Raw genomic sequence first — 21,328 nt, forward strand, 5'->3', positions numbered from 1 at the left:
TTCCATGCACAAAAAAGCAGCGCACAAGCGCTGCTTTTTATTTGGTATCAAACCAAAGGTCAACAGACCCTATGAAGAAACGCGTTCAAGGGTGCCGATGGACGCTAACAGTTGCTCGAACTTATTAAGCTGCGCCATGCGGTCTTTAGCCAGTTCGATAAAAGCGGTCTTTTCCTTACCCGCCAGTGACTTTGATTGCGGCAATTTGACGGTTCTTGGGTTCTTATGAACACCGTTTACCAGAAATTCGTAGTGAAGGTGAGGGCCTGTCACGCGGCCGGTACCACCGAGTGTACCAATGGTTTGTCCTTGTTTGACGCGCTGACCTGTTTTCACTTTACGCTTGGTCAGGTGGAGGTACTTGGTGATGTAGGTTGAGCTATGACGGATGAAAACGTAGTGGCCATTGAACTTGTTGTAGGCAGACTTCATCACGACACCATCGCCTGCCGCCCAAATCGGTGTACCAACAGGTGCGACATAATCTGTGCCGCGGTGTGCTTTAACGCGACCCGTCACAGGGTGCAGTCGGCGTGGGTTGAAGTTCGAACTGACGTACCGGAAGTTAACGGGTGAGCGCAGGAAGGCTTTTCTCATTGCGCGGCCTTTCTCATCGTAATACTTACCGGTTTCAGAGCGGATTGCAGTGAAGGTTTCGCCCTGGTTGGTAAATGTCGCGGCAAGAATATTACCTCGGCCAATCATTTCACCTTCAACCAACTGCTCTTCAAACAGCACCGAAAATTTGTCGCCCTGACGGATGTCGAGAGCGAAGTCGATGTCCCAACCGAAAATGCCCGCCAGCTCCATGATTTGATTGGCGTTGAGTCCTGCTGCGACGCCAGCATTCCAGAAACTGGAGGTGATGGTTGCCGAGGCAAAGTTCACCTGAGTATCAATTTGCTTGGATTCTGTTTTGGAGAAGAACTCATCACCAATGCGGGTGACGACAAGTTTCTCATTGGCATTTTTCGGCTGCACGAGCTGAGTGAATAAGCCGTTTTCGTCAAAGCCAAGGTGAATTTCATCCCCCACTTTCAACGAGGCTAACGATTTGGTGCCTTTATCACTGTTGATCAGCCGGTAAAGGGTGGTGGGGCTTATCCCTACTCGGTTAAAAATAACCGCCAGACTGTCACCGGCTTTCACCTTGAACTTATGCCACTCCAAGGGGGCGTAAGCCTGCACGGGCTGTTGCTCATTTTCAGGTGGAAGTAAGGAAACGGTATCGAGAGGAATTGGGTATTGTTTTCCCACCTCGAACTTGGCATCCGGATGTGAAGCTGGTGTTTCGGTGGGGAGCAAAATCAGCACCACAACAAGGGCACTGAGAGCCATGATCAAGACTTGGTGAAGTCTAGGTAGCGCAGCAATATGTTTAACAGGCATTAAAAAACAGTCGTTAAGGAAAGTGAATTAAACAGGGAGCTGCTTGTTTGTGCCAACTTTCTCGAAAAAACCGATCGGCTTAAGCATTCCTTTTCTCTACTAACAAGTCTAACTGGTTTCAAAAACCATCGCTATTCAAGTAGTATGTCGGCTTACGAAAAAATGCCGATTCTGTGGGAGCGATAAAATATGGCGAGCATTGAAGCCGCGCTAGCTGAAATTAAGCGTGGTGTTGAGGAGTTGATTCCTGAAGAGGGACTCATTGCAAAACTGAAAGAGAACCGTCCTCTTCGTATCAAGTTGGGCGCGGATCCAACTGCACCGGATATTCACCTTGGTCACACTGTGATCATGAATAAATTGCGTGCCTTCCAGGAGCTGGGCCATGAAGTTATCTTCCTGATCGGTGATTATACCGCGATGGTAGGTGACCCAAGCGGTAAGAACACAACGCGTCCACCGCTGACGCGTGAGCAGGTTCTGAGCAATGCTGAGACTTACAAAGAGCAGATCTTCAAAATTCTGGATCCAGAGAAAACCCGCATTGAGTTCAACTCAAGCTGGCTGAGTGAGCTGGGTACGGATGGCATGATTCGTCTGGCTGCGAGTTCTACCGTTGCGCGTATGCTTGAGCGTGACGATTTCAAAAAGCGTTATAGCAACAACCAGCCAATCGCGATCCATGAGTTCATTTATCCGCTCCTGCAAGGTTATGACTCTGTGGCGCTGGAAGCTGATGTTGAACTGGGTGGTACTGACCAGAAGTTCAACCTGCTGATGGGGCGTGAGCTGCAAAAGCAAAACGGCCAATCACAGCAAGTCGTGATCACCATGCCTCTGCTGGTGGGTCTGGATGGCGTGAAGAAAATGTCGAAGTCAGCGAACAACTACATCGGTATCAGCGATGTACCGACTGAGATGTTCGGCAAAATCATGTCTATCTCTGACGATCTGATGTGGAACTACTACGAACTGTTGTCGTTCCGTCCATTGGAAGAGATTGCGGGCCTTAAAGAAGAAATTGCTAATGGCCGCAACCCACGTGATGTGAAGATCCTGCTGGCGAAAGAAATCATCGCTCGTTTCCACTCAGAAGCGGATGCAGAAGCGGCAGAGGCTGAGTTCATCAACCGTTTCCAGAAGGGCGCAATGCCTGACGAAATGCCAGAGTTTTCTTTTGAGCAAGGTGTCGCTATCGCTAACCTGCTGAAAGATGCAGCACTGGTTGGTTCAACCTCAGACGCAATGCGTATGATTCGCCAGGGCGCGGTGAAAATCGACGGCGAGAAGTTGGACGATACCAAGCTGGTACCAGCAGCCGGTACTGCTGTTTACCAGGTTGGTAAACGCAAATTTGCCCGTATCACGCTGGCATAATCACGGAAAAGGCGCCAAATGGCGCCTTTTTGCTAACTTTAGATAGCTACTATCGAATCAGCTCCACCACCCGCTCACCTAATCGCACCGCCGTTTTTGCATCCACCGGATGAAGACCACTCTCTGTATCAGCCAGTGCAATTACGCCAAGAGAAGCATTTAGGCGGTTAAAGTCTTTGCTGAGTGCGCCTTCTGGCGCATCAATGCCCACCCAAAGCATACTGTGCTGAGTAGCCAGTACATTGAAATATTCCACCGTGCTTTGTACTTCGCCACAAGGGCTGCCGCCAATGGTAAACCCAGCGGCGAGCTTGTTCTTCCATCGCTGCTTGGACCAACTTTCACTGCTCGCATCAGCAAAAGCTTTGAACTGTGCTGTCGGACCGCCCATGTATGTTGGTGAGCCGAAGATGATGGCATCCATGTCACTGAGCTCTTCGAACAACGCGTCGTTTTTGAAGCGTCCTTCAACGATGTCTGAACCTAATATGCGGTAAGCAAAAACCTGTGCCCCTTGCGTTTCTGCGCCGCATGCCACGGCTTTAGCCAGTGCATCCGTAGTACCGGTTTGTGAGAAATAAACAATCGCGATTTTTTTCATAAAGATCCCCACAGGGTCTGTTGACCTTTGGTGGTTAAATTTTGTTCTGGCCATAAGCGTTTTAGGCGCGGCGAGGTGTGTGCCGCCTAGTCACTCTAAGCAAATACACCTCAACAAAGCATAAAACGCTTATGGCAGAACCCTCTGGGCAGCGTTTGTGGGGACTTTCTCCTGCGTTATCGGCTTCTCATGTAGACAAGCTACACATCGAAGCCTCCGCCTTGCATAAAGCCCCCACAAACAGCTGCAAAAATCATCACCAAAGGTCAACAGACCCTAGCCTGACGTTGATTGCGAATAGCGCTTCGTCCAGTTGTAATTCGTTATAAATCTGGGCGCAGCTGTAGATAAGTTTGATGGTGTGATCGTCTTGTGTTGCCAGTGCCTGTTTGAACCAAAGGCCCCAATCTGGTCGGATATTTCTGCGTTCAGGAGCAACAGGATCTCGGTATTCCGCAGTGCATGCTGCACCGACATAGGCCTGCCAGAAACAGTCGAGAGCGAAATCAAAATTGTCGATAAACGGCGCGAGTGATAGCAGAGCCTGAAAGCCGGTTACGCCATGGAGCAAGGTGAAATCATTACTGGCGGCATATTGCGAGAGCACCACAATGGCAACGGACTCTTTGGTCAATGAAGCAGGCTGTGTGGAAACAGCGCGGTACTTAGCAAGTTCCCGTAATTCTTCTACATGATCGATGATGATCCCTTCTCGATAGGTGTGATCCCGCATGACTCCAAGTGCTTCATTGAGATGGGAAACGGCGTCTTTGTCCGTGGCATATTGCAGGTTTCCTAATGGCGTAAACCCGGATGACCAGTAGGCAAGTGCGTGACTGATCTCTGTGAAGTCTTCACTTTCCACCGCATAGGCGAGGCGAATCAAGGCATGGAAAGAACCTGCCGCGATACCGGGCAGTAAGGTTGGCAAAGCCTCATTTAATGTTGCTTCAATGCCTTTGGTTTCCAGCTCCTTGCTGTAATAGAGCACGAAATCCGCATTGTGTGTTTTCTCCCCAAGCTTTAATGCTTGAGGGGCAACAGGAGCTTGCTCTGCTTCCAGATGAGGGGTTGCCCGTTGGAACTCCTCATGTAAGTCCTTTGATGAGGCACCTAGCCGGGACATGGCAATCAGCGCCATGGGCAAGTGGTTGGAAAGCCTTGGCCCAAAGACTGGAGAATATCGATGTCCATGCCTGATGAGTGATATTGCTTCTGACGTTATTGGTTTAAACATGACTGCTTCTCTCTATTTTTATTCGTTCTTAAAGCAGGTAATCGTTCCGGCTTTCGATGGAATCGGTCAGGTATTCGATGAATTCCCACTCCATACCATCGCTATCGAAAAAATATGCACGTTTGCGGGCTGGATGGCTCTTGTCAAAAGAGGCCTCTTGATAGCCCGCTTCACGCAGACGTTCCGCCGTACCTTCCGCATCGTCCACCACAAAGCCAATGTGATTGACGCCAAGTTGGCGGTAAGGGACTCGTTCGACAGCTTTGTCGATAACCACTTCCTGAAGGGCGATGTAAGAGGTGTCAGTACCTAGATGGCACCAGCCGTAATCATCATTTTGGCCTGAGCCACGAATGGAGAACTCCGGCATGGCTGTCTGCAAAAACTGGATAGCGTTATCTAGATTGGTCACAGTGATATTGGCGTGTTCGACATAGCTGCTCATGGGATGCTCCTCGTTATTAAGTAAAGCTATATGTTTACATAATAGATCGGATTGCCATTAAATAAAGTAAAAAGTTTATTTAATGGCTTTGGATGAATGAGATGATCACCAGATCGGGATCTGTTGCGCGGAAACGATGAAACAGAATGAGAGAAGGGTGTTGCTGGATCAGAAAAAAACGCGCCCGAGAGGCGCGTTCTAAATGCTTGAAACTGCAGTTACTTTCCTGAGCCAAATACAGGTAGAGAAAGGTGCCAGCGTATCGCGGCAAGCCTGATCAGCAAGGTAGTGATCATGCCGGCAATGGAAGCTATTTCGACATCCACGTTGGCTGCCAAAGCCACTGTATGGATGATTCCACCTGCAATACAGGCAGTTGCGTAGACTTCGGTTCTGAAAAGCATCGGGATTTCCCGAGCGAGTACGTCGCGGATGATGCCACCGCCACAACCAGTAATCACACCCATGATCACCGCCACCATGGGGGAAGCACCATAGCTCAGCGCTTTATCAACACCGATAGCAACAAAAACGGCCAGACCGATGGCATCTGCCACGGGCAAAAAGTACCACGGCAGGCGACGCGGTTGACGGATCAGCAACATGGAAAGAATACAGGTGACAAGGATCATCCAAAGGTACTCCGGCTGGTTCACCCAAAAGACCGGTGTTGCGCCTAATGCCATATCACGAATGGTACCGCCGCCGATTGCGGTGACCATAGCAAGAACGATCATCCCAAAGGGATCCATTCTTAACTTACTGGCAAGTAATACGCCTGATATGGCGAAGACTGCCGTACCAAACATGTCTAAAATATACAGAAGCATAAAGCGCTATTTCATCCCTTAATCAAACATCCAATCTGACGCCTACTACTGGTATTACTCTGGGTCTTGTTTTTTTATTGTGACACGGAGTTCCAGTAACACGGATTGGTTGAGCGCGCGCGATTTTACGTGAAACTTGGTGGCGGGCAATCCAACAGACAGAGCTTCTGCAAGCCACTATTTGAATTAGTGATCGAGATCGCCTCTTACCTTATCCATCGCGAGGCATATCTGTCTTACTGCTTTTAGTGCTCTTGGTGTTGGACGATTCAGCCAGTCTCCGGTTATTGCAAAGATAGCGCTGTTTTTTACTGCGGGGATAAAGTCCTGCCATTTTTGCCAACCAGCCATAGGTTTCTCACGATCCGCAGGGTAAAAAATCGCTAGTGGTTTTCTCACTACAATCTGCTCCATGCTGACCTGAGGATAAGGAGCGGCGCTTTCTGCGAAGATGTTTTCGCCGCCACAGAGAGAAAACAGAGGCTGTGGCCAATGATCGCCGTTGTTTGTGAGCAACGGTGATTCACTGAGTTGGTAAAAATAGGATACCTTGGACTTTCCCGCTTGCGCTGCTTCAATGCTTGCCAGCTCTTCACGAACGCCATCAGCGCGAGCTTTGGCTAAAGTCGGGTTTTCTGACCACTCACCCAGCTTTTCAATGTTATCGGCAGCGTCGTAAAGAGAGTGTGGATTTGAGTAGAACACCTTAATGCCAAGCCTTTCGAGCTTGGCGAGCTCTTTATCTGGATTTCCGCCTTTCCACGCCAGCACCAAATCCGGTTTAAGCGTCACCACGCGTTCAATATTGATCCCGCGGTAGTTGGCTACCTGCTCAAGTTCCAATGCTGCTGGTGGGTAATCGCTGTGAGCACTGACTGCAATCAGGTTATCTCCCAGCCCTGCTTCATACGCGAGCTCTGTGGTATGGGGAGAAAGGCTGATAACTCGCAGCGGTTCGGCAAAGGTGAAGGATGGAAGAAAAAGTAAAACCAGTAAAAAACGGAACATCATAATAATCCGTGGGCAAACCACATCAGGAAACTTTGGATGAGGATCCAGAGCAAGGCCTTTTGCCTCAGTTGTTGATTCAGCAGTGCTAGGTGCATAGAAGAAGCAGCAACGCTTCCACCAATACTGGGACGTGTGCACTTTTCACTGTCATAGATAGCGGGTCCACCCAGGGAAAGCTGCAGTTTGGCGCCGGAGGCGGCAAGGAGCCAGCCCGCGCCGTTCACTGACCAGCTTTGTCCATGTTCACGGATTGCCGTGAGTGCAGGCTCAAAGCGATGTCCTGCGGCAATTAAAAGCGCAAATAAGCGTGATGGCATCCAATCGAGCAAAGCAAGAAAGCCAGACGCTGCCAATCCAAACTGGGAGAACTCCTGTCGGCGGGGAGGCCAGACACGGGCAAGCTGCGCTGCCAGCGTGTAAAGAAATGCGCCAATACCACCGAATACGGCATACCAGAACAGCACGCAGACTAGACCTCGTGCATATCCAACCAACAGGGTTTCACAACTGGCTTTGGCAATACCAACTGGAGAGAGTGAATGGGTTTCGCGGTTCAATGTTTGTGACAGCAGGGTTCGAGCTGCAGGCTTGTCGTCACGAATGAGCGCTTGCTCGACCTGCATCGCGAGCTCAGTCAGGGGCTTCCAACTTAATGCCAGCCAAAGCAACAGAAGGTCGAATAACCAGCCAATCCAGACAATTTGCTTTAAGGCGACTAAAAGCATTGCTAGGGTCAGCCACATCACAGCGAGCGCTAAACCGCCGGAAAGGCGTTGCTGCTCCGGAGAGTCTTCTTCGTGATTGACCTTGTTGGAGATGGCTTCGGCAACGCGACGCCATATGGTAACAGGGCTGATATAGGCAGGCACTGGGAAGAACCAATGCAAAATAAGGGCTCCCCACATCGCAAGCAATGTGGTGTGGTTTAACAGTGCTTCAAACGGTGTGGAGAGCTCGGTCATCACGCTTTCAGCAACTCGACCATTTTTTCAACCATGGCGCTTGAGCTTTTCGCTGCCAGCGGCAGGAATTCATCAAACGTCATTGGCGACTCTTTATCAGCAACGTCAGAGATAGCGCGAACTACCACAAACGGGACTTTGAATTGGTGACACGCCTGAGCAATTGCAGCTGCTTCCATCTCTACTGCAATCACAGTTGGGAAGTGTTCACGGATGTAGTTTTGACGCTCAGAGGTACACACAAACGCATCACCGGTACAAATCAGACCGCGAACTGCGTGTGGCGCTGGCTCCATCGCAGCCAGTGCTTGCTCTGCCACATCCATCAGCTTTGCGTCAGAGGTAAAAGTCGCTGGCTGGCCAGCCATTTGACCCATGGTGTAACCAAATGCGGTCACGTCAGCATCGTGGTAAGCCACATCCGTAGAAATCACAACGTCACCCAGATTCAGGCTGGTATCGAAGCCGCCCGCAGAACCTGTGTTGATCACAGCTGTTGGTTTGAAACGCTCAAGCAGGATGGATGTACCCACTGCCGCCGCCACTTTACCAATGCCTGATTGCAGCAGCACCACGTCTACACCATTCAAGTCACCCGTATAAAACTTGCTGCCACCAATCTCTTGCAGTTGGCAGTTGTTGATCTTGCTTTTTAGCAGGGTTACTTCCTGCTCCATGGCACCAATAATACCGATTTTCATCTTGTTGCTCTTTGATAATCAGGGAATAGCGAGAGTGTATCACGGGCGAAAATTGGGGCGAAAAAAAAGTGCCTTTGCAGGCACTTTTCTGTCGGTTTTGAAGTCGGCTTATACCTCGAGATAATCGAGAATGCCTTCTGCCGCTTTACGGCCTTCATCGATAGCGGTGACCACGAGATCAGAGCCACGCACGGCATCGCCACCCGCGAAGATCTTCTTGTTAGACGTTTGATAAGCGTAATCAGATTGCTCGGGTGCTTTGATGCGTCCCCATTGGTCGAGGTCGACACCAAACGGTTCCAGCCATGCCATTTTGTGTGGTTGGAAACCAAAGGCCATGATCACAGCATCCGCGTCCAGCACGTGCTCGCTGCCTTCAACAGGTTGAGGACGGCGACGGCCCGCTTCATCTGGCTCGCCCAACTCGGTTTTCACCACTTTCACGCCGCTCACATTGCCACTGGCGTCGAGCTCAATACCCAGCGGTTGCAGGTTGAACATAAAGTTCACCCCTTCTTCGCGCGCGTTTTTCACTTCGCGGCGGCTACCCGGCATATTGGCTTCATCACGACGGTAAGCACAGATAACGTTTTTGGCATTCTGGCGAATCGAAGTACGGACACAGTCCATCGCGGTATCACCACCACCAAGAACAACGACTTTCTTACCAGCCATATCAATGTATTCCGGCGGATTTTCCGTTAAATCCATTACGCGGTAGGTATTGGCAATCAAAAACGGCAGGGCATCAAATACACCCGGCGCATCTTCGTTTTCCAAACCTGCACGCATGGATTTGTAGGTGCCAACGCCAAGGAACACGGCATCATACTCATCAACCAAAGACTGCAGCTCGACATCTTTACCCACTTCAGTGTTGAGTCGGAACTCGACACCCATTTCGGTAAAGACGCGCTGGCGGTTTCGCATCACGTCTTTTTCGAGTTTGAATGACGGAATACCGAAGGTCAGCAGGCCACCGATTTCCGGATAGCGGTCAAATACCACAGGCTTAACGCCGTTACGGACCAAGACATCCGCACAGGCAAGGCCAGCAGGCCCCGCGCCTATAATGGCAACTTTCTTGTCAGTCAAAGTGACGCCTGACATGTCTGGTTTCCAGCCCATTTCGAACGCTTTGTCCGTAATGTACTTTTCAACATTACCGATGGTGACGGCGCCAAAGTCGTCGTTGAGGGTACAGGAGCCTTCACACAGTCTGTCCTGTGGACACACGCGACCACAGACTTCCGGCAGACTGTTGGTCTGGTGCGATAGCTCAACCGCTTCAATAATGCGTCCTTCCTGGGCAAGCTTCAGCCACTGCGGAATGTAGTTGTGCACCGGGCACTTCCACTCACAGTAAGGATTGCCACAGTCCAGACAGCGGTCGGCTTGCGCCGAAGCCTGCTTGTGGGTGAAAGGTTCGTAGATTTCAACGAACTGGGTTTTACGTGTTTTGATCGCCTTCTTTCGAGGGTCGATACGTTGCACGTCTATAAACTGGTATACGTTCTGGCTCATAGGGTCCTCCGTTACTGCGCCTGAACACGCAGCTCAGCTGCGCTTCGGCTTTGGTGACCCAGCAGGGAACGCACGTCCGCTGATTTCGGTTTCACCAGATAGAATTTACTGATCCATTGTTCAAAGTCCGCGATAATTTCCTGAGCGCGGCTGGAGCCGGTCAGTTCGAGGTGTTGATCAATCAGACCACGGAGGTGTTCCTGATGAATAGCCAAATTGTCGAGTGACAAGGCTTCGACCAGTTCAGGGTTAACGCGACCTGCAAAGTCTCCAGCTTCATCAAGCACATAAGCAAAACCACCTGTCATGCCTGCGCCAAAGTTCACGCCGGTATGGCCAAGAATCGCCACAATACCGCCTGTCATGTATTCACAGGCGTTATCGCCTGCACCTTCAACGACGGCTTGGGCGCCAGAGTTACGCACCGCAAAACGCTCACCGGCTTTACCTGCTGCAAAGAGCTTGCCGCCCGTTGCGCCGTAAAGACAGGTGTTGCCGACGATGGTAGATGCGTGGCAATCGAAGGCTGAACCAACTGGCGGCTTGATCACGATATTACCGCCAGCCATACCTTTGCCGACATAGTCGTTGGCATCGCCGGTCAGGGTAAGGTTAACGCCACCGGCGTTCCAGACACCGAAGGACTGACCAGCTGTACCCTGAAGGTTGATTTCAAGTGGTGATGCCGCCATGCCCTGGTTGCCATAACGTTTAGCAATGGCACCGGAGAGTGATGCGCCCACCGAGCGGTCGGTGTTTCGGATGTCGAGATACGCGCTGGCTGAGCGGCGCTCCTCAATCGCCTTTTCAAAGGTCTCCAGCAGCTTCTGGTTAAGCTCCGCTTTATCAAACGGTGCGTTTGGCTCACTCCAGAACACGGATTTACCCGGCTTAGGCTGCGGGCTTTCCAGAATGTCTGAAAGATCCAGTTTGAGCTGTTTGGCGGTGAAACCATCGACTGCTTCGAGCAAATCGGTACGGCCAATCAGGTCAGTGAGCTTCTCAACGCCAAGCTCTGCCATCAGTTCACGCACTTCTTCGCCGAGGCCTTTGAAGAAGTTCATCACCTGCTCTGGCAAGCCTTTGAAGTATTCACGGCGAAGGGTATCGTCCTGCGTTGCTACACCGGTCGCACAGTTGTTGAGGTGACAGATACGCAGGTATTTACAACCCAGCGCAACCATTGGCGCGGTACCAAAGCCGAAGCTTTCAGCCCCCAGAATAGTCGCTTTGATGATATCCAGACCGGTTTTCAGGCCGCCATCAACCTGAAGACGGATCTTGTGGCGAAGGCCATTGGTGACCAATGCCTGCTGGGTTTCAGCAAGGCCAAGTTCCCAAGGGCTACCAGCGTATTTCACGGAAGTCAGCGGGCTTGCGCCGGTACCACCGTCGTAACCTGAGATAGTGATAAGGTCCGCATACGCTTTCGCGACACCCACTGCGATGGTGCCCACGCCTGGTTCAGAAACCAGCTTCACGGAAACCAGTGCGTCAGGGTTTACCTGCTTCAAATCGAAAATCAGCTGCGCCAAGTCTTCAATCGAATAGATATCATGGTGCGGCGGTGGTGAAATCAGGGTCACACCTTGCACCGAGTGGCGAAGACGTGCGATTTCAGCTGTGACTTTGTGACCAGGTAGTTGTCCACCTTCACCCGGCTTTGCGCCTTGTGCCACTTTTATTTGCAGCACATCAGCGTTAGTGAGGTAGTGTGGTGTCACACCGAAACGACCTGAAGCGATTTGCTTGATGCGTGAATTACGCTCTGAGTTGAAGCGACGTGGATCTTCACCACCTTCACCGGAGTTGGAATTACCACCCAGACGGTTCATCGCAATCGCCAGGGCTTCGTGCGCTTCTGGACTCAATGCACCGATTGACATGGCAGCCGAGTCAAAACGTTTGAAGAGCTCTGTTGCTGCTTCCACTTTCTCAAGAGAAATTGGTTTGTCGGCAGGTTTCAACGTCATCAAGTCGCGCAGTGACGAGACTGGACGGCTGTTGACAGTTTCCGCGTAGGTTTTGTAATCCATCGCTTCGCCGGAGCGAACCGCAGATTGAAGCGTGTTGACCACATCCGGGTTGTAGGCGTGGTATTCACCGCCGTGGACATATTTCAGCAAACCGCCGTGCTCGACGGGCTTACGTTTCAGCCATGCTCTGCGCGCAAGGTTGTGTAAGTCCTGCTGGAAGTCAGAAAAATCTGCGCCTTGGATGCGGCTGGCGACGCCTTTGAAGCAAAGCTCAACCACATTGTTGTTCAGGCCAACAGCTTCAAACAGCTGTGCACAGCGGTAAGAGGCCATGGTCGAAATACCCATCTTCGACATGATCTTGAACAGGCCTTTGTTGATGCCGTTTCTGAAGTTCAGCATCGCATCACCCATGGATTTCTGGATGACACCTTTCTCGACCATCTTGCCAATGGATTCGTAAGCGAGGTACGGATATACCGCTGTCGCACCGAAACCAAGCAGCACTGCAAACTGGTGTGGGTCGCGGGCAGAGGCGGTTTCAATCACGATGTTGGCATCACAGCGAAGCTGCGCGTCCACCAGACGTTTCTGAGCTGCGCCCACTGCCATTGCCGCAGGAATCGGCAATTTGTCTTTCGAAATACCGCGGTCGGACAGAACAACAAGTACAGTGCCGTCGCGTACTACGCGCTCAACCTGATCGCACAGATCGACAATCGCTTGCTTGAGATCTTTCTCATTTGGGTCGAAGTTGATGTCGATGATGCTGTTGCGATAATGCTCATCATCCAGCTCCAACAGCTGAACCATATCGGAATACAGAAGCACCGGGCTCTTGAACGCAACACGTTGGGCGTGGCCATCGGTTTCTGAGAACACGTTCATTTCACGGCCGATACAGGTCGCCAGCGACATCACGTGATTTTCGCGTAGTGGATCGATTGGTGGGTTGGTGACCTGAGCGAACTTCTGACGGAAGTAATCAGCGACATGGCGTTCTTTCGAAGAAAGCACTGCCATTGGGGTATCGTCACCCATGGAGCCTGTGGCTTCCTGACCGATGTCACCTAGTACGCGAAGTACCTGATCCTGCTCCTCGCTCGAAACGCCAAACAGTTTCTGGAATACATGCAGCTCATCGTCATCCATGCCGCGCTGGCCGGAAGAGTCTTCTGCTTGCAGTTCTTCAAACGGTGTCAGGCGCTTAACATTTTTGTCCAGCCATTCTTTGTAAGGGTGGCGGCTTTTCAGATCGTTATCGATATCGGCAGAATGCCAGATCTCACCTTCGAAGGTGTCAATAACCAGCAGTTCGCCCGGTCCAACACGACCTTTTTCCGCTACTTCATCCGGGGCGTAATCCCAGATACCGACTTCGGATGCCAGCGTAATGAGTTTGTCTTTTGTCACCACATAGCGGGCAGGGCGAAGACCATTACGATCGAGGTTACAAGCGGCATAACGTCCGTCGGACATTACGATGCCAGCAGGGCCATCCCACGGCTCCATGTGCATGGAATTAAAATCGTAAAATGCGCGCAGATCCGGGTCCATGTCTGGGTGGTTCTGCCATGCAGGTGGCACCAGCATTCGCATCGCGCGGAAGAGATCCATACCGCCGGCGAGGAAAACTTCCAACATGTTGTCGAGGCTGGAGCTGTCAGAGCCGGTTTCATTCACAAATGGGGCGGCCTGTTTCAGATCAGGCAGCAATGGTGAATTGAACTTGTATGCACGGGCGCGCGCCCATTGACGGTTACCTTCAATGGTATTGATTTCGCCGTTGTGGGCGAGATAACGGAAAGGCTGTGCCAGCGGCCACTTCGGGGTGGTATTGGTTGAAAAACGCTGGTGGAACAGACAGATAGACGCCTCAAGACGTAAGTCTGCCAAGTCTAAATAGAATCTCGGCAGGTCTGCTGGCATGCATAAACCTTTGTAAACAATGGTGCGCGTAGACAGACTGGTGATGTAGAAATCCGGGTCGTCTGCGAGCGCTTTCTCAGCGCGACGACGGGCGATGTAGAGACGACGCTCCAAATCGCGGGCACGCCAACCTGCTGGGCCATTGATGAACACTTGCTCGATGTTCGGTACAGAACTGGCGGCGATTTCACCCAGCACGTCTTCGTTGGTTGGCACTTCACGCCAGCCCACGATAGAAAGGGTTTCGGCTGCAATTTCCTGTTCAAAGATCTCTTTAGCGCGCTTCGCTTTAGCAGGATCTTTGCTCAGAAAAATCATGCCTACACCGTAGAGCTTACTGAGGGTCCAGTTGTTCTCTTCAGCGATGATTCGGAAAAAGTTATCGGGCTTTTGAAGTAATAAGCCGCAACCGTCACCGGTTTTCCCATCAGCGTTAATTGCGCCTCGGTGGGTCATCCGGTCCAGTGCGGAAATTGCGGTTCGGACAAGTTTGTGGCTGGCTTCACCCTCGGTATGAGCGATCAGGCCAAAGCCGCAGTTGTCTTTCTCCAGCATTGGGTCATACAGCGACATTGCAATTCTCCCTTGCGACTGCGTTACGCAGCGACTGCAGTTTTTCATGCCGTCCTGGCATCTGATTTTCAGTGGCCTCCCTTCCTGGGAGTGTGTTTTACCGAAAAATCAGTTTCGATTTTACGTATACCCATATGGCCTGAACTTTGTTGCGTCAGGTCACATGGGTATGCGAGCCAATCAACTTATCCGTTAATGATGAAGAGGTCAAATTTCGTCACATTACATTAACTTTGGCGATTAACAGCTATATATGTCGAAAGCACTGCCTACATGCAGCATTTTATGGCGGTTTTTTTAAGTCTGTCGCAGAGATTAACTTGGTCTATCTGGGGGCTTATTTATGAAAAGCTTTCAATTTTTGGTCGGTGAAGCTTTTATGTGGGCTCAAAACGAAAAAAGCCAGCCGCAGAGGGCTGGCAAAACTGGAAGATAACACTCGTTATTTTTATGCGGAGAGCATCAGTGAGTCCGCTTTGGCCTCGAGGTTGGTGCCGCCCATCAGATATGCATCGATAGAGCGGGCACATTCACGGCCTTCATTGATACAACGTACGACCAATGACTGGCCTGTACGCATATCGCCTGCAGCGAATACACCTTTCTGGTTGGTCTGGAAGTCCTGTGTTGCAACATTGCCGCGGTCATCCAGTGCCACATCAAGTTGTGCCAGCACACCGTGTGGTTCTGGGTGTAAGAAACCCATCGCCAGGAATGCCAGATCACATGGGATTTCACGCTCAGAGCCTGCTACTTCTTCGAAGGTTGGACGTTCGCCAGGTGCTGCGTCTTTCCATACGATGTCAGCCATGCGCAGTGCTTTCACGTTGCCGTTTTCGTCGCTGATAAACTCTTTGGTCAGAATATTCCAGTGACGTTCACAGCCTTCTTCGTGAGAAGTCGACGTGCGCAAGATCATCGGGTACTGAGGCCAAGGCATATTTGCAGGGCGCTTCTCTGGTGGGATCGGCATGATTTCCACCTGAGTAATGCTTGCCGCACCATGACGGTTTGATGTGCCCACACAGTCAGAGCCTGTATCACCACCACCGATAACCACAACGTGTTTGCCTTTGGCGTGGATTTCTTCGGTTTTCAGATCCATGCCGTTTGCACGGCGGTTGTTCTGACCCAGAAATTCCATTGCAAAGTGCACGCCTTTGAGCTCACGGCCCGGGATTGGCAGGTTGCGCGGCACGGTAGAACCACCAGTCAGCAGTACGACATCGTAATCCTGACGGATTTGCTGAGCATTAACGTCAACGCCAACATGAGCGTTAACTTTAAACTCGATACCCGCTTCTGCCATCAGGCTGATTTTACGGTCAATCACGTCCATACCCAGCTTGAAGTCTGGGATACCAAAACGCAGTAGGCCACCGACTTTTTCATCACGCTCAAACACAGTCACCGAGTGACCAGCACTGTTGAGCTGCTCAGCCGCTGCAAGACCTGCAGGACCTGAACCGATGATCGCCACTTTCTTGCCCGTGCGGGCAGTCGGGGTTTTCGGTTTGGCATAACCTTCGCGGTATGCGGTTTCCACGATGGTTTTTTCAATGTTACAGATGGTGATTGGGTCCTGGTTAATCCCCAGGACACAAGCGCTTTCACATGGAGCCGGGCAAACCCGGCCAGTGAACTCTGGGAAGTTGTTCGTTGAGCTCAGAATGTTCCAAGCTTCTTCCCAGCTGTCGCGGTAAACCGCGTCATTAAACTCAGGAATAATGTTCCCGATAGGACAACCGTTGTGACAGAAAGGCACACCACAGTCCATACAGCGGGAAGATTGCTCATTAATTTTTTCGCCAAACTCGTCGTTCAGTACAAATTCCTTATTGTCCTGAATACGAACGGCAGGGTCTTTTTTGGCCGGCAGTTCACGGCCAAATTCTAGAAATCCGGTTGGCTTACCCATTTACAGCCTCCACTTCTTCCTTGTTAGCGGCTTCTTCTTTGCGTTTTTGCAACACAGCTTTGTAGTCGCGTGGCATGACTTTGACGATAGACTTAAGGTTCTCTTCAACATTCGCAAGGAATGTTTCTGCAACCGTACTGCCTGTCAGCGCATGGTGCTTGCTGATCATTTCTTTCAGCAGTGCGATGTCTTCTTCATCCAGCGGATCCAGATCCACCAGCTCAGGGTTGAGTTTGGATTCGAAGTCATTGAACTGATCCCAAACGTAAGCTACACCACCACTCATACCCGCAGCGAAGTTACGGCCAGTTTGACCCAGAATAATGGCAATACCGCCGGTCATGTATTCACAGCCGTGGTCACCGATGCCTTCGACAACCACTTTCGCGCCTGAGTTACGTACACAGAAACGCTCACCGGCTACACCGCGGATGAAAGATTCGCCCGAGGTTGCACCGTAGAAACAGACGTTACCGACAACGATGTTGTCTTCGGCAATGATGTCGCTCTTCGCGTCTGGGTAAAGTACCAGCGTACCGCCAGACAAACCTTTACCCCAGTAGTCGTTCGCATCACCTTCAACGGTGAAGTTCACGCCTTTCGCGAGGAAGGCACCGAAGCTTTGACCAGCAGAACCTTTGAACTTCACGCTCATTGCTTCCGGCAGTCCCTGATCTTTGTACACTTTCGAAATTTCGTTCGACAGCATGGTACCGGCACTGCGGTCGGTGTTCACAATCGCGAACTCGGCATCAACTTTACGACCTTCTTTCAGCGCGCTGGATGCGGCTTCAATCAGGCGGCGGTCAAGCACGGTTTCCAGACCATGGTTTTGCTCGCGCTGGCAGTACATTGCGTCGCCTTCACGTGGCTCTTCTTTGTAAAGAACAACGTTGAGGTCCAGATTCTGGTATTTCCAGTGACCGATATCAGAGCGGACTTTCAGGTGCTGTGACTGACCCACCATCTCGTTGATAGAGCGGTAACCCAGCTCAGCCATGATTTCGCGCAGACCTTCAGCCATATAGGTGAAGAAGGTGACGATGTCTTCTACGCGGCCATCGAAGCGCTCACGCAGTGTCTTGTTCTGGGTCGCGATACCAACTGGACAGGTGTTGAGGTGACACTTACGCATCATGATACAGCCTTCAACAACCAGCGCTGCGGTTGCTACACCCCACTCTTCAGCACCCAACAGGGTAGCTACAGCAAGGTCACGAGGGGTTTTCATCTGACCATCAGATTGCACCACGATGCGGTTACGCAGACCATTTTTCAGCAGTGTCTGGTGCGTTTCAGCCAGACCCAGTTCCCATGGCAGACCTGCGTGCTTGATTGAAGACAGTGGCGATGCACCGGTACCGCCGTCGAAGCCAGCAATCAGAACCACGTCTGCTTTTGCTTTCGCTACGCCTGAAGCGATGGTGCCGACACCCGCTTCAGAAACCAGCTTCACGTTCACACGTGCTTTACGGTTTGCATTCTTCAGGTCGTAAATCAGCTGTGCCAAGTCCTCGATAGAGTAGATATCGTGGTGTGGCGGTGGCGAAATCAGACCAACCCCTGGGGTGGAGTGACGGGTGCGACCAATCCAGTCATCAACTTTGTGACCTGGAAGTTGACCACCTTCACCTGGCTTCGCGCCTTGCGCCATCTTGATCTGAATTTCATCAGCATTGGCAAGGTAGTAAGAAGTGACACCGAAGCGGCCAGAAGCCACCTGCTTGATGGCAGAGCGTTCCCAATCACCGTTTTCTTTCTTGTCAAAACGGACTGGGTCTTCACCACCTTCACCGGAGTTCGACTTAGCGCCGATACGGTTCATGGCAATCGCCAGCGTAGAGTGCGCCTCATGAGAGATAGAACCAAAGCTCATCGCACCTGTCGCGAAACGCTTCAGGATGTTCTCAACTGGCTCAACTTCGTCCAGAGGAATGCTGCCAGCAGGGTTCTTCACGAAATCAAACTGGCTACGCAGAGTTGCAGCATCATCGCCTTGGCTGTCTACTGCATGGCAGTATTCTTTAAACTGCTTTTTGTCCTTGTTACGGGTGGAGTTTTGCAGCAAGTGGATAGTTTCAGGGTTGAACAGGTGCTTCTCACCACGTTGCTTCCACTGATAAACACCACCTACGTCCAGCATTTGGACAGGGATTTCACGTGTTGGGTAGCCCAGACGGTGACGAACCAATACTTCTTTCGCGATATCGTCAATCGACAGACCCTGAATTCGGGAGACGGTGCCGGTGAAGTATTTGTCGACTACTGCTTTGCTGATACCCAGCGCTTCAAAAATTTGCGCACCATGGTAAGACTGCAGGGTTGAGATACCCATCTTCGAGAAGATTTTCAAAAGGCCAGCGTTGATCGCTTTGCGGTACTGTTCAAACAGCACATCCACATCCGCTTCCGGATCCAGCTTCTTCTTACGCTGCAAATCCACCAGCGTTTCGTAGACGAGGTACGGGTTAACAGCATTCGCACCGTAGCCAACGAGTGTGGCGAAGTGATGGGTTTCACGCGCGTCACCGGTTTCAATCACGATGTCGGCTTTCGCACGCAGACCTTTGCGGATCAGGTGGTGGTGAACCGCACCGACAGCCAGCATCGCTGGGATAGCAGCGTGGTTAGAGTTCACTGCACGGTCAGTCAACAGGATGATGGAGTAGCCATCAACCACGGCATCTTCCGCGTATTGACAGATGCGCTTCAACGCACGCTCAAGCTTGCCTGGCTCACCGCTGGCACGGAATACGATATCCAGTGTTTTTGCTTGCAGGTGATCGTTGTCAACCGCACGCAGTTTTTCCAACTCAGCATTGCTCAGTACTGGCGATTCCAGCTCAACTTTGCGGCAGTGAATAGGCGATTCGGTCAGCAGGTTCTGATCTTTACCCAGATACGTTTTCAGCGACATCACCATGCGCTCACGAATTGGGTCGATTGGCGGGTTCGTGACCTGCGCAAACAGCTGCTTGAAGTAGTTAGATAGATGCTGTGACTGGTGTGACAGTACTGCCAGTGGCCAGTCAGCACCCATAGCGCCTAGTGCTTCTTTGCCGTCTTTTGCCATAGGAACGATGATTTCGTTCACTTCTTCAGAGGTCACACCGAATGCTTGTTGATGATGCAGAAGACGCTCAGGAGACGGCTGATGATGTTTGGTGTCAGCTTCTGGCAGCTTATCAATGTGCAGCAGGTTCTTCTCAACCCACTCCTGATATGGCTGTGCCGAAGCGATTTCGTTCTTCACTTCTTCATCAGAAATGATGCGGCCTTGCTCAAGGTCCGCTACGAAGATACGGCCAGGCTGCAGGCGACCACGGAAGTGAATGTTTTCCGGCTCAATCTCTACCACACCTGACTCAGATGCCATGATGAGGTAATCGTCTTTAGTGACTGTATAGCGGCTTGGACGCAGACCGTTACGGTCGAGAGTCGCACCTACTTTCACACCATCAGTGAAACAAACAGACGCCGGGCCATCCCACGGTTCCATGATGTTTGCGTGGTACTGATAGAAAGCACGCAGCTTTGGATCCAGGTTCGCATTCTCTTGCCACGCTTCCGGTACCATCATCATCAGCACGTGTGGCAGGCTTCGACCACTTAGAACCAGCAGTTCCAGCGCCATATCGAAGTTTGCAGAATCCGATGCGCCTTCCTGACACACTGGCAGCAGCATTTTCAGCTCTTGGTCAGTGAACAGCTCTGATTCCAACAGAGCTTCACGCGCTTTCATCCAGTTAAGGTTACCGCGAACGGTGTTGATTTCACCATTGTGTGCGATATAGCGGAAAGGCTGTGCCAAACGCCAGCGAGGGAAGGTGTTGGTCGAGAAGCGCGAGTGAACCAGTGCCAGCGCCGTCACCATTGACGGGTTCTGCAGATCGAGGAAGTACTGAGGTACCTGCTCGGTGGTCAGCTGGCCTTTGTAAACCAGTGTCTTCGCAGAGAAAGAGTTGATATAGAAGTCGTCGCCAATGTTTGAGACGCTCTCCAGACACACGCGCACGGTGTAATTACGCAATACGAACAATTTGCGCTCAAGCTCGTCCAGAGACAGGCCGACACCGCCTGTAACAAAAGCATGCTCAAACTGAGGTTCTGTGCTCAGAGGGTCTGCGCCGATCATTGAGTTGTCGGTTGGCAGAACACGGTAGCCAATCACTTCGAGATCGAGACGTTTGGCATTACGCTCGAAGATTTCACGGCATTGCTGGCGTTTGTTCTCGTCTTTCGGGAACAGCATCACACCTACACCGTATTTGTCCGATGAAGGCAGTTGAATACCTAGCTTGCGGGTTTCTTCGAGTAAGAATTCATGGGGTTTTTGTAAAAGAATACCTGCACCGTCACCACTACATGGGTCACAGCCCTGGCCGCCACGGTGTTCCATGCGCGCCAGCATATCAAGTGCCTGAGTAACAATCGCATGAGACTTTCTGTTCTTCAGGTGGGCAACGAAGCCGATACCACAGGCGTCGTGTTCCATTTCGGGCACATAAAGTCCCTCGGTGCGTAGCACTGAATCAGTCATGTTTACGTCCTTCCAGTTGACACAAATGCAGGGGGAGCATTTGTCTTCCCTTGCTGTACCTGTTGCGGGCACAGCTGAGCGGTCGCCAAGTTTGAATCCACAAAATGTGTTTATTCGCGGCAACCAAGCCCGATCACTGCCTAAAAGCAGTAACCATCTCCTTTTGCAATTCTATGCAGAAATGCTGCGTTTTTTGTAATTACCCATATAACACACTAAAACATGGCGCTATTTGGCGAATTTTATTGCTCACAATTTGGACGCAGCTGTAGCTATCCTACATTTTCGGAAAATTAATTACCATAAAAAGTTGCA

13 protein-coding genes are annotated in these 21,328 nt (G+C 51.2%); 1 reads left to right on the forward strand and 12 read right to left on the reverse strand.

Annotated elements, in window-relative coordinates:
* Nucleotides 1-69: 69 nt before the first annotated feature.
* Nucleotides 70-1,389, reverse strand: coding sequence for a peptidoglycan DD-metalloendopeptidase family protein (locus QL223_RS18930; RefSeq protein ID WP_281545628.1), 1,320 nt, complete (start codon nt 1,387-1,389; stop codon nt 70-72).
* A gap of 189 nt (nt 1,390-1,578) precedes the next feature.
* Here QL223_RS18930 and tyrS point away from each other — a divergent pair, with 189 nt between their 5' ends.
* Nucleotides 1,579-2,766: a tyrosine--tRNA ligase gene (gene tyrS / locus QL223_RS18935; protein ID WP_281545629.1), complete on the forward strand. Its 1,188-nt coding sequence runs from the start codon at nt 1,579-1,581 to the stop codon at nt 2,764-2,766.
* Between the two features lie 49 nt (nt 2,767-2,815).
* On the opposite strand, the gene QL223_RS18940 is transcribed toward tyrS, so the two are convergent.
* The 11 genes from QL223_RS18940 to gltB (QL223_RS18990) all read right to left on the reverse strand — a co-directional run bounded on the left by QL223_RS18940 (nt 2,816) and on the right by gltB (QL223_RS18990) (nt 21,013).
* Nucleotides 2,816-3,367 (reverse strand): flavodoxin family protein, encoded by a 552-nt coding sequence (locus tag QL223_RS18940; RefSeq protein ID WP_281545630.1) that lies wholly within the window; start codon nt 3,365-3,367, stop codon nt 2,816-2,818.
* 256 nt (nt 3,368-3,623) lie between these two features.
* A complete protein-coding gene (locus QL223_RS18945) occupies nt 3,624-4,604 on the reverse strand; it encodes a questin oxidase family protein (RefSeq protein WP_281545631.1) in 981 nt (326 codons plus the stop codon).
* A 28-nt stretch (nt 4,605-4,632) separates the two neighbouring features.
* The gene (locus tag QL223_RS18950) at nt 4,633-5,049 is read right to left on the reverse strand and encodes a VOC family protein (protein ID WP_281545632.1); all 417 of its coding nucleotides are present in this window, start codon (nt 5,047-5,049) and stop codon (nt 4,633-4,635) included.
* A 218-nt stretch (nt 5,050-5,267) separates the two neighbouring features.
* Entirely contained in the window at nt 5,268-5,879 is a 612-nt protein-coding gene (locus QL223_RS18955; RefSeq protein ID WP_039850273.1) for a TRIC cation channel family protein, read from the reverse strand.
* 186 nt (nt 5,880-6,065) lie between these two features.
* Complete coding sequence (btuF, locus tag QL223_RS18960) at nt 6,066-6,887, reverse strand: vitamin B12 ABC transporter substrate-binding protein BtuF (RefSeq protein WP_281545679.1); 822 nt, start codon at nt 6,885-6,887, stop codon at nt 6,066-6,068.
* Complete coding sequence (locus QL223_RS18965; RefSeq protein WP_281545633.1) at nt 6,887-7,852, reverse strand: cobalamin biosynthesis family protein; 966 nt, start codon at nt 7,850-7,852, stop codon at nt 6,887-6,889. The genes btuF and QL223_RS18965 overlap by 1 nt, the downstream gene beginning before the upstream one ends.
* Nucleotides 7,852-8,553, reverse strand: coding sequence for a 5'-methylthioadenosine/S-adenosylhomocysteine nucleosidase (mtnN, locus tag QL223_RS18970; protein WP_281545634.1), 702 nt, complete (start codon nt 8,551-8,553; stop codon nt 7,852-7,854). The genes QL223_RS18965 and mtnN overlap by 1 nt, the downstream gene beginning before the upstream one ends.
* A 108-nt stretch (nt 8,554-8,661) precedes the next feature.
* Nucleotides 8,662-10,077 carry an FAD-dependent oxidoreductase gene (locus tag QL223_RS18975; protein ID WP_281545635.1) on the reverse strand — a complete coding sequence of 472 codons (1,416 nt, stop codon included), beginning with the start codon at nt 10,075-10,077 and terminating at the stop codon, nt 8,662-8,664.
* Between the two features lie 11 nt (nt 10,078-10,088).
* Nucleotides 10,089-14,555, reverse strand: a complete 4,467-nt coding sequence (gltB, locus tag QL223_RS18980) for a glutamate synthase large subunit (protein ID WP_281545636.1) — start codon at nt 14,553-14,555, stop codon at nt 10,089-10,091.
* A 448-nt stretch (nt 14,556-15,003) separates the two neighbouring features.
* Nucleotides 15,004-16,473, reverse strand: a complete 1,470-nt coding sequence (locus tag QL223_RS18985; RefSeq protein ID WP_281545637.1) for a glutamate synthase subunit beta — start codon at nt 16,471-16,473, stop codon at nt 15,004-15,006.
* Nucleotides 16,466-21,013, reverse strand: coding sequence for a glutamate synthase large subunit (gltB, locus tag QL223_RS18990; protein WP_281545638.1), 4,548 nt, complete (start codon nt 21,011-21,013; stop codon nt 16,466-16,468). Before gltB (QL223_RS18990) ends, QL223_RS18985 begins: the two co-directional genes overlap by 8 nt.
* Between the last annotated feature and the right edge of the window lie 315 nt (nt 21,014-21,328).

Origin of the sequence: Grimontia sp. SpTr1 (assembly GCF_947387585.1) — a bacterium.
In the GTDB taxonomy this organism is placed as follows: domain Bacteria; phylum Pseudomonadota; class Gammaproteobacteria; order Enterobacterales; family Vibrionaceae; genus Enterovibrio; species Enterovibrio indicus.

Bases quoted from the DNA above. Each gene is read 5' to 3' on its own strand.
- QL223_RS18930 (WP_281545628.1), bottom strand. From the start codon at position 1,389: ATGCCTGTTAAACATATTGCTGCGCTACCTAGACTTCACCAAGTCTTG.
- QL223_RS18940 (WP_281545630.1), bottom strand. From the start codon at position 3,367: ATGAAAAAAATCGCGATTGTTTATTTCTCACAAACCGGTACTACGGAT.
- QL223_RS18965 (WP_281545633.1), bottom strand. From the start codon at position 7,852: ATGACCGAGCTCTCCACACCGTTTGAAGCACTGTTAAACCACACCACA.
- QL223_RS18950 (WP_281545632.1), bottom strand. From the start codon at position 5,049: ATGAGCAGCTATGTCGAACACGCCAATATCACTGTGACCAATCTAGAT.
- mtnN (WP_281545634.1), bottom strand. From the start codon at position 8,553: ATGAAAATCGGTATTATTGGTGCCATGGAGCAGGAAGTAACCCTGCTA.
- btuF (WP_281545679.1), bottom strand. From the start codon at position 6,887: ATGTTCCGTTTTTTACTGGTTTTACTTTTTCTTCCATCCTTCACCTTT.
- tyrS (WP_281545629.1), top strand. From the start codon at position 1,579: ATGGCGAGCATTGAAGCCGCGCTAGCTGAAATTAAGCGTGGTGTTGAG.
- gltB (WP_281545636.1), bottom strand. From the start codon at position 14,555: ATGTCGCTGTATGACCCAATGCTGGAGAAAGACAACTGCGGCTTTGGC.
- QL223_RS18975 (WP_281545635.1), bottom strand. From the start codon at position 10,077: ATGAGCCAGAACGTATACCAGTTTATAGACGTGCAACGTATCGACCCT.
- QL223_RS18955 (WP_039850273.1), bottom strand. From the start codon at position 5,879: ATGCTTCTGTATATTTTAGACATGTTTGGTACGGCAGTCTTCGCCATA.
- QL223_RS18985 (WP_281545637.1), bottom strand. From the start codon at position 16,473: ATGGGTAAGCCAACCGGATTTCTAGAATTTGGCCGTGAACTGCCGGCC.
- QL223_RS18945 (WP_281545631.1), bottom strand. From the start codon at position 4,604: ATGTTTAAACCAATAACGTCAGAAGCAATATCACTCATCAGGCATGGA.
- gltB (WP_281545638.1), bottom strand. From the start codon at position 21,013: ATGACTGATTCAGTGCTACGCACCGAGGGACTTTATGTGCCCGAAATG.